This is a genomic window from Streptomyces sp. CNZ301, assembly GCF_004217425.1.
Map to the genome: position 1 here is coordinate 4,795,284 of NZ_SHLG01000001.1, position 14,156 is coordinate 4,809,439.

A 14,156-nucleotide genomic window follows, 5' to 3' on the forward strand; every position below is an offset into this window, starting at 1 on the left:
GCGCGCCTGCCGACCGGTGACTGCGGAGCACACTGGAGCCCGGCGCGCACACACCCGACCAAGCCGCCCTCGAGAACCATGAGGCCCTCGAGACCCGGGCCGCTCGTCGAGAGTCAGCCGGCCGTTAGACCTCTGAACGGACCCTGAACGGACGAAGCCTTCGGCGTGCGCGGCCGGCCTTCCGTCCCCGCGATCGTGCCTACGGCCGTGCGTGTTACGGCCGCGGGCGCAGCCCTTCCAGCAGTATGTCGAGCAACCGCCTCGAGGCCGCCGCCTGCTGCGCCGCATCCGGCAGCGAGGGGGCCGCGGTGGCTATCACCAGCAGCACATCGCCGACCGTCACATCGCCGCGCAACTCCCCGGCATCCCGGGTGCGTTGAACCATCTGGCCGACCACGCTGAGCAACTCCGCACAGCCGGAGTCGTCCTCGAAGCCGTCGAGGCCGTCACCGCCCTGCCCCGCCTGCCCCTGAGGTGCGGGGCCCGCGGATGTGCCGTCCCCGACCAGCCTCAGTCCGGACTGCCCCTCCTGCCCGTACGCCGGCTGCCGCTGCTGCGGCAACCGCGCCGAAGTGCCTTCTGTGACAGCCCCGTCGCCGCCCCAGCCATCCGCGCGCAGTATCTGCGGCGGCAGCAGACGGCCGGCCCCGGAGGCGACCGACGTGCGCAGGAAGCGCGAAAGGGCCGACCACGGTTCGTGCTCCTGGCCCAGAGCCGTGCGCGCCTGCTCGGTGAGCCGGGAGGTCTCCTCCGCTGCGATCCGCCGGACCAGTACCTCCTTGCTCGGGAAGCGTCGATAGACGGTTCCCACGCCGACCCGGGCCCGCCGGGCGACGTCCTCCATGGGTGCGCCGTAGCCCAGCTCACCGAAGACCTCACGGGCTGCCCGCAGCACGTGTTCCAGATTTCTCTGTGCGTCCACCCTCAGCGGAGTGGGGCGCGGGGCGGCCACAGACTGCGGCGCCCCGCCGGCCGTGCTCGCGCTGGTCGTCCCTTCGACCCGGCCGAACCCCTCGCTGCCCTTGCCTGCCCCCTGGCTCCCGTTCTCCGGAGCCGCCGCCATGGCAGCAGCAACGGAAGCAGAGCCGTGAATACCCTGAATACGCATCAATGTTCCCCCGGTCATCAAGTCTCCCCCCGGAGACCCTCACGCTGTCGCGGTCGGTGACGCCGACACCGTGGTCCTCAAGTACCGCGCCTCCGACGACCACGAACATAGTTGAGCTGTGGTCAAGAGAGAAGAGGGCGTTGTCGCGGACGGCCTGGGGTGGCCGGAAGTGCTCCAGCACCCACCCTCTCGCACCCCTCGGCGCCGCCCCTCCTTCCACGTCTGACCTGCTATGACGGCATCGCGAGGAGACCTCCGAGTGAAGCGGACGCGCACTCTCCGTCAGTCACACAATTCTTTGAGCCTGTGGACAAACCCCCGGTCGCGGGTGCGTCATGGACTGGTGACGAAGGCGATGAACGGACCCGCGCGCATTCTCGTGATCGGCGGCGGATATGTGGGCATGTACACGGCCCTGCGACTTCAGCAGAAGCTGAAACACCACCTCGGGCGAACGGCGAACGGCTCCAACGGCTCCTCCGCCCCCGCCACGAGCTCCAAGACCCCCGGATCCGCCGGCGCCGACGGCGTCGAGATCGTCGTGGTCGACCCCGAGCCCTACATGACCTACCAGCCCTTCCTTCCGGAAGCCGCCGCCGGCTCGATCTCGCCCCGTCATGTGGTCGTGCCTCTGCGCAGAGTCCTGCGTGACTGCCGGCTCGTCGTCGGCGAGGCCGTCTCCATCGACCACGAACGGCGCGTCGCCCACGTCAAGACCCTCGCCACCGAGGAAGAGGGCACCGGTGCCGTCGAGATCCCCTACACCGAACTCGTACTGGCGCCCGGCTCCGTCTCGCGCACCCTTCCCGTCCCCGGCCTCGCGGAGCACGGCATCGGTTTCAAGACCGTCGAGGAAGCCATCGGCCTCCGCAACCACGTGCTCGAACAGCTCGACATCGCCTCGTCCACCCGCAACCCCGAAGTCCGCGACGCCGCCCTCACCTTCGTCTTCGTCGGCGGCGGCTACGCCGGCGTCGAGGCCCTGGGCGAACTGGAGGACATGGCCCGCTATGCGTGCCGCTACTACCACAACGTTCGCGCCGAGGAGATGAAGTTCCTGCTCGTCGAGGCCTCCGGAAAGATCCTCCCCGAGGTCGGCGAGGAGATGGGCACATACGCACTGCGCGAACTGCGCTCCCGGAACATCGACGTACGCCTCGACACCCGCCTGGACTCCTGCGAGAACCGGGTCGTCGTACTCAGCGACGGCTCCCGCCACCCCACACGCACCCTCGTGTGGACCGCGGGCGTCAAGCCGAATCCCGTGATCGCCGCTGCCGGCATGCCGCTCAACGGGCGCGGCAGGCTCAAGTGCACCGCTCAGCTGCGCATCGACGGCGTCGACAACGCATGGGCCGCCGGCGACGCGGCCGCCGTCCCCGACCTCCTCGCCGAAGAGAAGGGCGAGAAGGGCGCCCTGTGCGCCCCCAACGCCCAGCACGCCGTACGTCAGGCCAGACGGCTCGCGGACAACATCGCGGCGACCCTGCGCGGCGCGCCCGCCACCGACTACCGTCACGCCTACGCGGGCTCCGTCGCTTCACTCGGGCTGCACAAGGGCGTCGCGCACGTCTACGGACGCAAGCTGAAGGGCTACCCGGCGTGGTTCATGCACCGCGCCTACCACCTCAGCCGCGTTCCAACGATCAACAGAAAGGCACGGGTTCTCGCCGAATGGACCTTGGCGGGACTCTTCAAGCGCGAGATCGTCTCACTCGGTTCACTCGAACATCCCCGCGCCGAGTTCGAACTCGCGGCGGGCGGCACACGTCGCCACGAGGACGACTGAGGGCACGAAAGCGTGCTCTTTCCGGGACGGCTCGGGGTAGCCGACTCCCGGGGGACGCCGGGTGAACCGACGGGCCGCCGGTGCGTGATCCAATGTCTGCGCCGCGCACCCTGCGGAGCGTGTGACCATGAGTGGGCTCGCATCCGCACACAGTGACCAGCACGACGGCCGAGCGGGGAGCCGTCTTTCCGAACGACACGAGGAATCGGACGACCGTGATTTTCACGCGCTGGAGCGCCCGACTGCCCGGCACACAGCGACGCAACTCGGCAGCGCAGGCAGCGAGGGCAACAGCAGCGCAGGCGCCTGAGACGTCGGAGAGCGCCGCGGGAGGTGCCGGGGGTGACAGCGACGATTCCGCCCCAGCCGCCGACGACGCCGTATCGGGGAGCTCCGGCGGCGTCCCGGCGGCGCGGGCCGAACGCCGCGACGCCGCGACCGTCGACGGAGCGGATCCCGCCCGCCCGGCCACCCGGGCGGCCCCGTCCGCTGCGTCCACTTCCTCCACCGGCGCCCGTACGAGCAGCGAAACACCCGGAGCCGGAGCCACAGGGGCCTCCAGCGCACACGTCACCCGCAGCATCGACGCCCTGTCCGTGCACGACCTGCTCGGCCAGGTCCCCGCTCTGGCTGCCGTCGTACACGGCGCCGATCACCGCATCGCATACGTCAACGACGCCTACATCGCCGTCTTCGGCCCCCGGACGCAGGGCGACACAGCCCGCGACGCCCTTCCCGAACTCGTCGAACTCGGTCTCCTCCCTCTGATGGACCAGGTGCTGCGCAGCGGCAAGCCCCGCACCGTCAAGTCGCGCCGCGTTCCCCGCTCGGCCGACGCACGTGACAGCCGGGACGCCTTCTACACCTTCACCTGCACGCCGATCACGGCCGACGGCGAGAACGGTGTGCTGATCTTCGCCGCGGAAGTCACCGACCAGGTCGAGGCCGCCGAGCGGCTGCGCGCCAGCGAACGCCGTCAGCGTGAGGCCGCGGTCACGCTTCAGCGGAGCCTGCTGCCCCAGGAACTGGAACAGCCGGACGATCTGCGGGTCGCCGCCACATACCAGCCGGGCGGTACGGAAGCAGCAGTCGGCGGCGACTGGTACGACGTCATCACCCTCGGTGCCGGCCGCACGGCCCTCGTCATCGGCGATGTCATGGGCCGCGGCGTACGCGCCGCCGCCGTCATGGGCCAACTCCGCACCGCCGTACGCGCATACGCCCGCCTCGATCTGCCACCGCACGAGGTCCTGCAGCTGCTGGACGGGCTGGCCGCCGAGATCGACCCCAGCCAGATCGCCACCTGCGTCTACGCCGTGCACGATCCCAACGAGGGGCTACTGCACTATGCCTCGGCGGGTCATCCACCGATCATCGTGCGCGACGCGGACGGTACGGTTGAGCGCGCTCCCGAGCCGACCGGGCCCCCGCTGGGCACGGGCGGCTGGGTGCACGCCTCCAGCTCACTGCCGCTCCCGCCCGGAGGCTCGGCCGTCCTCTACACCGACGGCCTCGTAGAACGGCGCGACGCCGACATCGACGCCGGAGTCTCCAAGCTGGAACGAGCCTTCGCGGGCGCCACCGGCTCGCCCGACATCGTCTGCGACCGCCTGTTGCGCTCACTCGGCATCACGGCCGAACACGATGACGACGTCGCAGTCCTCGTACTCCATCACCCCGCCCGCACGGGCCACGACGCCGAGCTCTTCCACAACGCTGCCCTCGACCTGCTCGGCGGCACCGAAGCAGCCCCCCGCGCCCGGGCTTTCGCCTCCGGTGTGCTCACCTCGTGGCGCTTCCCCACCGAACTGCACGACCTCGGCGTACTGGCCGCCAGCGAACTCGTCGCCAACTCGCTCCAGCACGGCATTCCGCCGATGCGTCTGCGTCTGCGACGCACGGACCGGCGTCTCATCGTCGAGGTCACCGACGGCGACGAGCACCTGCCCCAAAGGCGTTCTGCCGATGCCGTGGACGAGGCGGGACGCGGCATCTCCATCGTCGCCACCATCGCCTCGGCATGGGGTTCGAGAAGGACCCCCGGAGGAGGCAAGTCGGTGTGGTGCGAGTTCACCCTCCCCACGGCGTGACGCAGCCGTGAAAGCGGGGTGCTGAGAGGCCGGCCTCCCGATCACCTCCTCAGGAGTTGTTCGCGTTCACCTGCTTCGCATGTACTTGCGGAGTGTGCTGCCGGGCATGCCCTTCAGCCCACGCCGATCGAAACCGATGCCGCCCGCTCCACGGTTGTGGACTCTGCGGCAACGTCCTTCCCTGCATCGGACGTGTGCGGCTGGGGGCTGCTGCCCGCCACCACGACGGACCGGTACGGCCGGTCCTCCGCGGCGGACAAGTGCCGGCCCAGCCACAGCGCCAGCACGCTCACCAACAGCGAGCACCCCACCAGCATCACGATGTAGACCCCGTACGCACCCGTGGCGGCCAGCAGCCCGCCAACCGCGGGGCCCACAGCGAGTGCCAGCTGCTTCACCAGCGCGAACGCCGAGTTGTACTGGCCCACGAGCCGCCTCGGCGCCAAGTCGGCCACCAGAGGTGCAACCGTCGGCGAAAGCATCGTCTCGCCGACCCCGAAGAGCGCATACGTCGTGATGAGCAGCGCGGTCGCGGTCGCCTGCGTCGCGTGAACAAGGCCGGAGGCACCGGCGGCCACCCAGGCCACGGCCCATATGAACCCCACCAGAGCGATGACCCGGCTGCGCCGGCGCCGCTCGACCAGCCGCAGCACCACGAACTGTGTCAGGACGATCACCGCGGTGTTCGCCGCGAGGGCGACACCCAGCGTCGCCGTCGATATTCGCGTGACCTCCACCGCGTATGCCGACAACCCCGACTCGAACTGGCCGTAGCAGGCGAAGAACAGCACGAAGCCGAGCACGCACAGAAGCACCATCGACCGGTCGCGCAGCAGTACCGACCATCCGCCACCCGCCGACTCGCTTGCCGCTGCACCGTGGACGCGCGTCTCACCCGTCCGTGGACGCGGGAGCCGGACAGTCGCCAGCACCGTCGCAAGTACGACGAACATGGCGGCCTCTATGACGAACAGCAACGTGAACGTTGCAGGCCGCTGCTCGTCGACCAGCAGCCCTCCGAGAAGTCCGCCGACACCCAGGCCCAGGTTGTTCAGGAAGAACTGAGTGGCGAAGGCACGCGACCGAGTCACGGTCGTCGAACACGAGACGATCATGGTCGCGAGTGCGGGCTGCAGGACGGCCACTCCCGCGCCCATGAGTGCCGACGAGGCCAGTGCGGACGCAGCGCTCTCCGATATGCCGAACCCCAGTGCGCCGACCATGCCGAAGCCGGAGCCAATGAGGGCCACAGGCATCGGGCCCCGTCGGTCGATCACCCGCCCGGTGAACGGCAGCACGACGAGCGCGACGACCGCGAAGACCGCCAGAACAGCACCGGCAGCCCCGTCGCCCAGGCCTCGCACCCGTGACGCGTACACAAACAGGAACGGCGCGGTGAAGCCGTTGCCGAACGCCGCGAGGGCGTTCCCGAACTGGATCCGGCGCAGCACAGCGCCCATCGCCCTGGTCACACTCACCTACCTCTGATCAAGTCCTCTACCAGCGAGGAGACTTCAATGCTAAAGTTCGAAGTTAAAGACTACACAGGGCAAGGCTTCATGTCGAACGACTTCACATGGAATACTCCCGGCCCATGCCCCCAGTGCCGGAGCGACAGCCCACCCTCGACGAACAGATCGCCATCTACCAGCGCGAGTACCGTGACTTGGACCCGCAGGTGGAGAAGGTGGTCAACGCGCTCAGCCGCCTGGACCGGCGGATGAACGTCGCGTACGGGCGCCAACTCGGCACACTCGGCCTCGGCCACGCCGAGTGGGAAGTCCTCAAGGAACTTGTGATGGCGGGCACGCCGTACCAGTTGTCACCCGGCACCATCGCCAAACGCCTGGGCCTGACGCCCGCTGCCATGACGCACCGGATCGACCGCATGCTCGCTCAGGGACTCGTGACCAGGGAGCGGGACCCGGAGAACCGCGTGCGGGTCATCATCGGGATCACCGACGAGGGTCGTGAGAAGTGGATCCAAGTGATGCGCAAGGCCTCGGTGTTCGAGGAGGAGCTGCTCCAGGACCTGACCAAGGTCGAACGGACCCTCCTGGGCGAGTTGCTCACGCGCCTCCTGCGCCGCGTGGAGGACGCGCAGCCGGATGCCGGCGGCCGGCTCACCGACCTGGACTGATGGCCGGTGAGCCGGCAGCGGCAGCAAGTTGACAGAGGTCGCGCCGGTCCGTAGTGTTCTCCGGGTTGCCACGGAGCCCTTCGGCTTCTGAGGCGACGCTCTTGCCTTCCGAAGGCAGTCTCTACTGAAGTGTTCTCCCCGCCCTGCGGGGCTGTTTTTCGTGCGTCTGTGTGCGGAAATCAGTTCGGTGCGGGTTGTATGGCGTCTCGATTTTGAGGTGCTGGGGGAGTTCCTCTAATGTGGCGGCCGCGTCGGAAGACGGCCCCTCCCGGCAGGGGATTCAGGGATGGAAATCCGGTCCGTTCGGATCGGGAATTCGGATCTGATAGTGTCGGGTTTACCGAGAGGGAAGCGCCCGGAGCGGCCTGTGAGGGTCGTGATGGAAGCGTCCGTTCTTTGAGAACTCAACAGCGTGCCAAAAGTCAACGCCAGATATGTTGATACCCTCGTGTCTTCACATTTGTTTGTGGAGGCGTGGGATTTCTTTGATTGACAGCGAGGATGCTGTGCACGCCGGGATTATTCCTCCTGGTTGTGCCGCTCTTTCGTGGTGTCTAGTGCATTCACGGAGAGTTTGATCCTGGCTCAGGACGAACGCTGGCGGCGTGCTTAACACATGCAAGTCGAACGATGAAGCCCTTTCGGGGGTGGATTAGTGGCGAACGGGTGAGTAACACGTGGGCAATCTGCCCTGCACTTCGGGACAAGCCCTGGAAACGGGGTCTAATACCGGATACGACTCGGGGAGGCATCTCTACCGGGTGGAAAGCTTCGGCGGTGCAGGATGAGCCCGCGGCCTATCAGCTTGTTGGTGGGGTGATGGCCTACCAAGGCGACGACGGGTAGCCGGCCTGAGAGGGCGACCGGCCACACTGGGACTGAGACACGGCCCAGACTCCTACGGGAGGCAGCAGTGGGGAATATTGCACAATGGGCGGAAGCCTGATGCAGCGACGCCGCGTGAGGGATGACGGCCTTCGGGTTGTAAACCTCTTTCAGCAGGGAAGAAGCTTTTGTGACGGTACCTGCAGAAGAAGCACCGGCTAACTACGTGCCAGCAGCCGCGGTAATACGTAGGGTGCGAGCGTTGTCCGGAATTATTGGGCGTAAAGAGCTCGTAGGCGGCCTGTCACGTCGGATGTGAAAGCCCGGGGCTTAACCCTGGGTCTGCATTCGATACGGGCAGGCTAGAGTTCGGTAGGGGAGATCGGAATTCCTGGTGTAGCGGTGAAATGCGCAGATATCAGGAGGAACACCGGTGGCGAAGGCGGATCTCTGGGCCGATACTGACGCTGAGGAGCGAAAGCATGGGGAGCGAACAGGATTAGATACCCTGGTAGTCCATGCCGTAAACGTTGGGCACTAGGTGTGGGCGACATTCCACGTTGTCCGTGCCGCAGCTAACGCATTAAGTGCCCCGCCTGGGGAGTACGGCCGCAAGGCTAAAACTCAAAGGAATTGACGGGGGCCCGCACAAGCGGCGGAGCATGTGGCTTAATTCGACGCAACGCGAAGAACCTTACCAAGGCTTGACATACACCAGAAAGCTGTGGAGACACAGCCTCCCTTGTGGCTGGTGTACAGGTGGTGCATGGCTGTCGTCAGCTCGTGTCGTGAGATGTTGGGTTAAGTCCCGCAACGAGCGCAACCCTTGTCTCGTGTTGCCAGCAGGCCCTTGTGGTGCTGGGGACTCACGGGAGACTGCCGGGGTCAACTCGGAGGAAGGTGGGGACGACGTCAAGTCATCATGCCCCTTATGTCTTGGGCTGCACACGTGCTACAATGGCCGGTACAATGAGTTGCGATGCCGTGAGGTGGAGCGAATCTCAAAAAGCCGGTCTCAGTTCGGATTGGGGTCTGCAACTCGACCCCATGAAGTCGGAGTCGCTAGTAATCGCAGATCAGCATTGCTGCGGTGAATACGTTCCCGGGCCTTGTACACACCGCCCGTCACGTCACGAAAGTCGGTAACACCCGAAGCCGGTGGCCCAACCCCCTTGCGGGGAGGGAGCCGTCGAAGGTGGGACTGGCGATTGGGACGAAGTCGTAACAAGGTAGCCGTACCGGAAGGTGCGGCTGGATCACCTCCTTTCTAAGGAGCATCTTCAGTTGTCACTCTCCACCGTTGGTGGTGCGGGAGGGCGGCTGCAGAGGCCAGTACACCGGCGGATGTCCGGTGCTGGTTGCTCATGGGTGGAACGTTGACTATTCAGCCTGCTGTTGTGGGTCTGCTTTCTAGTACTGCCTTGTCTCTCCTCCTTTTTGGAGGTGGGGGCGAGGTGTGGAACGGGCAGGCGAGCAGTGGGGGTTGGGCGCGCTGTTGGGTGTCTGAGAGTGCGGGCGGCTGCTGCTGTTGTGGTGGTGGTTGTGTGTCTCTTGGTTGCCGGCCCTGGTGAACTCTGTCCCGTTGGTGGGGTGGGGGTGGTGGGTGGCTGGTTGTTGTTTGAGAACTGCACAGTGGACGCGAGCATCTGTGGCCAAGTTTTTAAGGGCGCACGGTGGATGCCTTGGCACCAGGAACCGATGAAGGACGTGGGAGGCCGCGATAGGCCCCGGGGAGTTGTCAACCGAGCTGTGATCCGGGGGTGTCCGAATGGGGAAACCCGGCAGTCGTCATGGGCTGTCACCCGCATCTGAATGTATAGGGTGTGTGGAGGGAACGCGGGGAAGTGAAACATCTCAGTACCCGCAGGAAGAGAAAACAACCGTGATTCCGGGAGTAGTGGCGAGCGAAACTGGATGAGGCTAAACCGTATGTGTGTGAGACCCGGCAGGGGTTGCATGTACGGGGTTGTGGGATGGGACTTCAGTCGTCTGCCGGCGGCTGGGTGAGTTAGAAACCATTGCGGTAGGCGAAGGGTATGCGAAAGGCCCGGCGTAGAGGGTAAGACCCCCGTAGCTGAAATTGTGATGGCTCACTTGTCTTTTTCCCGAGTAGCATGGGGCCCGAGAAATCCTGTGTGAATCTGGCGGGACCACCCGTCAAGCCTAAATATTCCCTGGTGACCGATAGCGGATAGTACCGTGAGGGAATGGTGAAAAGTACCGCGGGAGCGGAGTGAAAGAGTACCTGAAACCGTGTGCCTACAAGCCGTGGGAGCGTCGCACGTCAAGCTTGCTTGGCGTGTCGTGACTGCGTGCCTTTTGAAGAATGAGCCTGCGAGTTTGCGGCATGTTGCGAGGTTAACCCGTGTGGGGGAGCCGTAGCGAAAGCGAGTCCGAAGAGGGCGTTTGAGTAGCGTGTTCAAGACCCGAAGCGGAGTGATCTAGCCATGGGCAGGGTGAAGCGGAGGTAAGACTTCGTGGAGGCCCGAACCCACCAGGGTTGAAAACCTGGGGGATGACCTGTGGTTAGGGGTGAAAGGCCAATCAAACTCCGTGATAGCTGGTTCTCCCCGAAATGCATTTAGGTGCAGCGTCGTGTGTTTCTTGCCGGAGGTAGAGCACTGGATAGGCGATGGGCCCTACCGGGTTACTGACCTTAGCCAAACTCCGAATGCCGGTAAGTGAGAGCGCGGCAGTGAGACTGTGGGGGATAAGCTCCATGGTCGAGAGGGAAACAGCCCAGAGCATCGACTAAGGCCCCTAAGCGTGTGCTAAGTGGGAAAGGATGTGGAGTCGCAGAGACAACCAGGAGGTTGGCTTAGAAGCAGCCATCCTTGAAAGAGTGCGTAATAGCTCACTGGTCAAGTGATTCCGCGCCGACAATGTAGCGGGGCTCAAGCACACCGCCGACGTCGTGTCACTCACATATGTGCCTTAACGGGTGTGTGGGTGGGTAGGGGAGCGTCGTGTGCCGGGTGAAGCAGCCGTGGAAACGAGTTGTGGACGGTATGCGAGTGAGAATGCAGGCATGAGTAGCGATACATACGTGAGAAACGTGTGCGCCGATTGACTAAGGGTTCCTGGGTCAAGCTGATCTGCCCAGGGTAAGTCGGGTCCTAAGGCGAGGCCGACAGGCGTAGTCGATGGATAACCGGTTGATATTCCGGTACCCGTGGCAGTGCGCCAGCGCTGAATCAGGTGATGCTAAGCCCGTGAAGCCCCCCGTGGTGTGTCTTCGGATGCCCGTGGGTGTGGTGGAGCCGGCGGTCCGATCCTGTAGTAGGTGAGTGATGGGGTGACGCAGGAAGGTAGTCCAGCCCGGGCGGTGGTTGTCCCGGGGTAAGGGTGTAGCCCGGGGAGTAGGTAAATCCGCTCCCTGTTGAGGGTGAGACCTGATGCCGAGCCGATTGTGGTGAAGTGGATGATCCTATGCTGTCGAGAAAAGCCTCTAGCGAGTGCTGTTGCGGCCCGTACCCTAAACCGACTCAGGTGGTCTGGTAGAGAATACCGAGGCGTTCGGGTGAACTATGGTTAAGGAACTCGGCAAAATGCCCCCGTAACTTCGGGAGAAGGGGGGCCACGGCTGGTGATCCCACGTGCTGGGGGAGCTGGTGGTGGCCGCAGAGACCAGCGAGAAGCGACTGTTTACTAAAAACACAGGTCCGTGCGAAGCCGTAAGGCGATGTATACGGACTGACGCCTGCCCGGTGCTGGAACGTTAAGGGGACCGGTTAGTCACATTTCGGTGTGGCGAAGCTGAGAACTTAAGCGCCAGTAAACGGCGGTGGTAACTATAACCATCCTAAGGTAGCGAAATTCCTTGTCGGGTAAGTTCCGACCTGCACGAATGGCGTAACGACTTCTTGACTGTCTCAACCATAGGCCCGGTGAAATTGCACTACGAGTAAAGATGCTCGTTTCGCGCAGCAGGACGGAAAGACCCCGGGACCTTTACTACAGCTTGATATTGGTGTTCGGTTCGGTTTGTGTAGGATAGGTGGGAGACTGTGATACTCGCACGCCAGTGTGGGTGGAGTCGTTGTTGAAATACCACTCTGATCGTGCTGGATGTCTAACCTGGGTCCGTGATCCGGATCAGGGACAGTGTCTGGTGGGTAGTTTAACTGGGGCGGTTGCCTCCTAAAATGTAACGGAGGCGCCCAAAGGTTCCCTCAGCCTGGTTGGTCATCAGGTGGTGAGTGTAAGTGCACAAGGGAGCTTGACTGTGAGACTGACGGGTCGAGCAGGGACGAAAGTCGGGACTAGTGATCCGGCGGTGGCTTGTGGAAGCGCCGTCGCTCAACGGATAAAAGGTACCCCGGGGATAACAGGCTGATCTTCCCCAAGAGTCCATATCGACGGGATGGTTTGGCACCTCGATGTCGGCTCGTCGCATCCTGGGGCTGGAGTCGGTCCCAAGGGTTGGGCTGTTCGCCCATTAAAGCGGTACGCGAGCTGGGTTTAGAACGTCGTGAGACAGTTCGGTCCCTATCCGCTGCGCGCGTAGGAGTCTTGAGAAGGGCTGTCCCTAGTACGAGAGGACCGGGACGGACGGACCTCTGGTGTGCCAGTTGTCCTGCCAAGGGCATGGCTGGTTGGCTACGTTCGGGAGGGATAACCGCTGAAAGCATCTAAGCGGGAAGCCTGCTTCGAGATGAGGACTCCCACCCCCTGTGTGGGGTTAAGGCTCCCGGGAGATGACCGGGTTGATAGGCCGGATATGGAAGACCCGTGAGGGTTGGAGTTGACCGGTACTAATAAGCCGAGGGCTTGACCACAGATTCTTTTTGCTCGCGTCCACTGTGCGGTATCTGAAACAACAACCATAGTTGTTTGAGAATCCTGAATTGAACAGTGTGTACTGGTACACAGGTTTCCCCCACTGTGGTGGGGGGTGTGTTTCGGTGGTCATAGCGTGAGGGAAACGCCCGGTTACTTTCCGAACCCGGAAGCTAAGCCTTACTGCGCCGATGGTACTGCATGCGGGAGCGTGTGGGAGAGTAGGACACCGCCGAACTCTTTGTAGGGGAAGCCCCGTTGGAGGGTGGCACAGCCACCACACCAACGGGGCTTCTTCATGCCCACATGACGGACGATCAGCGGGGGCGTGCATGTGAGGCCCACGTAGGGGAATGCGAAGAGTCTGGGAGTGCAAAGGCGGGGTCGGCGTGGGGCGCCGGCCCCGCCGCTTCGTACTCCGGGAGCAGCGGTAATCAGTACTGGTGCATGAGTTGCTGCGGCAGTATCGGGGGATGGCGTACAAGATCCGGGCGGTGCTGGCGGAAGACTGGGCGTTGCTGCGTGAGTTGCGGCTCGCCGCACTCGCCGACCCTGTGGCGTCAGTGGCCTTCAACGAAACGTACGAGCTGAGTTCCCTGCGGGGCGACGACTTCTGGCGTCGTCGCGCAGCGCAGGGGACTCAGGGTGCGCTGGCGGAGACCTTCGTCGGAGAGGACGAGGAGGAGGACGGGCGTTGGGTCGGGAGTGCAACTGTGCTGGACGAGGGCGAGAGTGCGCACGTTGTGGGTGTCTACGTGCGACCGGCGCACAGGGGGTCGGGACTGGCGGCGCAGTTGTTCCAGGCGGTGGAGAACTGGGCGTGTGAACGGCCCTGTGTGAAGCGGATGTTGCTGCACGTCCATGAACACAATCCGAGGGCCGAGGGTTTCTACCGGAGGATCTGGTATGTGCGCACGGGCGGGTTCGTGAGTGATCCGAAGGCGCCCGGGCTGAAGGAATTCGAGATGGTGCGGGAGTTGCCGCCTCGCTCCTCCCGGAGAAGTCGCGTGCGGCCGTCTGATGAGTGATCTTCGAATGCTGGGCACAACAACTCAGTGCTGAAAGGCCCATGCCATCGTCCAGGAAGCTTATGGACCATGGCCGGATGGCGAGACTCCATGACATCGCCTTCGGCTGTGCTCACCCTCGGAGGGCAAGAGCGTGAAGAATCGGGCGCAACTGGGCCTGCTCGCTGAAGAGCCGGAGGGGGAGATACAGCGCCCGACCGACCTCGGTGCGATCGTTCAGGTCCGGTACTTCCGGACAAGATTGTGCTCGTGACCCCGAGGGCAACGAGTTCTGCCTGGTGCTGACGGAATGACGGCCACTGGGACCACGGGATCGGCAATGATCCATGGCTGGTGTGATCACGGCGTCAGCTGTCCTGCCCGGCGCAGTTCACCTGGCTGAGTTCGCGGCAGTTGG

Annotated in this window: 6 protein-coding genes and 3 rRNA genes; 7 read left to right on the forward strand and 2 right to left on the reverse strand. The window is 64.3% G+C overall.

The window, feature by feature from the left end; genetic code table 11:
* Window positions 1-214 precede the first annotated feature (214 nt).
* Window positions 215-1,108 (reverse strand): helix-turn-helix domain-containing protein, encoded by an 894-nt coding sequence (locus EV375_RS20675; RefSeq protein WP_130300763.1) that lies wholly within the window; start codon window positions 1,106-1,108, stop codon window positions 215-217.
* Window positions 1,109-1,463: 355 nt separating this feature from the next.
* Here EV375_RS20675 and EV375_RS20680 point away from each other — a divergent pair, with 355 nt between their 5' ends.
* On the forward strand, window positions 1,464-2,897 hold the full coding sequence (locus tag EV375_RS20680) for an NAD(P)/FAD-dependent oxidoreductase (RefSeq protein ID WP_130300765.1): 1,434 nt from the start codon (window positions 1,464-1,466) through the stop codon (window positions 2,895-2,897).
* 215 nt (window positions 2,898-3,112) lie between these two features.
* Window positions 3,113-4,987, forward strand: coding sequence for a SpoIIE family protein phosphatase (locus tag EV375_RS20685; RefSeq protein ID WP_130300767.1), 1,875 nt, complete (start codon window positions 3,113-3,115; stop codon window positions 4,985-4,987).
* A 113-nt stretch (window positions 4,988-5,100) separates the two neighbouring features.
* Here EV375_RS20685 and EV375_RS20690 read toward each other — a convergent pair whose 3' ends face one another.
* Window positions 5,101-6,447: an MFS transporter gene (locus EV375_RS20690; RefSeq protein WP_207228392.1), complete on the reverse strand. Its 1,347-nt coding sequence runs from the start codon at window positions 6,445-6,447 to the stop codon at window positions 5,101-5,103.
* Between the two features lie 134 nt (window positions 6,448-6,581).
* On the opposite strand from EV375_RS20690, the gene EV375_RS20695 reads away from it, so the two are divergent.
* From EV375_RS20695 to EV375_RS20715, 5 genes are all read left to right on the forward strand, one after another.
* Window positions 6,582-7,127, forward strand: coding sequence for a MarR family transcriptional regulator (locus EV375_RS20695; RefSeq protein ID WP_165434783.1), 546 nt, complete (start codon window positions 6,582-6,584; stop codon window positions 7,125-7,127).
* A 562-nt stretch (window positions 7,128-7,689) separates the two neighbouring features.
* Window positions 7,690-9,219, forward strand: a 16S ribosomal RNA gene (locus tag EV375_RS20700).
* A gap of 383 nt (window positions 9,220-9,602) precedes the next feature.
* Window positions 9,603-12,730 (forward strand): 23S ribosomal RNA (locus EV375_RS20705).
* A gap of 122 nt (window positions 12,731-12,852) precedes the next feature.
* Window positions 12,853-12,969: ribosomal RNA gene (gene rrf / locus EV375_RS20710) — 5S ribosomal RNA — on the forward strand.
* The 16S, 23S and 5S rRNA genes sit together here, the layout of an rRNA operon.
* A gap of 235 nt (window positions 12,970-13,204) precedes the next feature.
* Window positions 13,205-13,759 (forward strand): GNAT family N-acetyltransferase, encoded by a 555-nt coding sequence (locus tag EV375_RS20715; RefSeq protein ID WP_130300769.1) that lies wholly within the window; start codon window positions 13,205-13,207, stop codon window positions 13,757-13,759.
* Window positions 13,760-14,156: the final 397 nt, after the last annotated feature.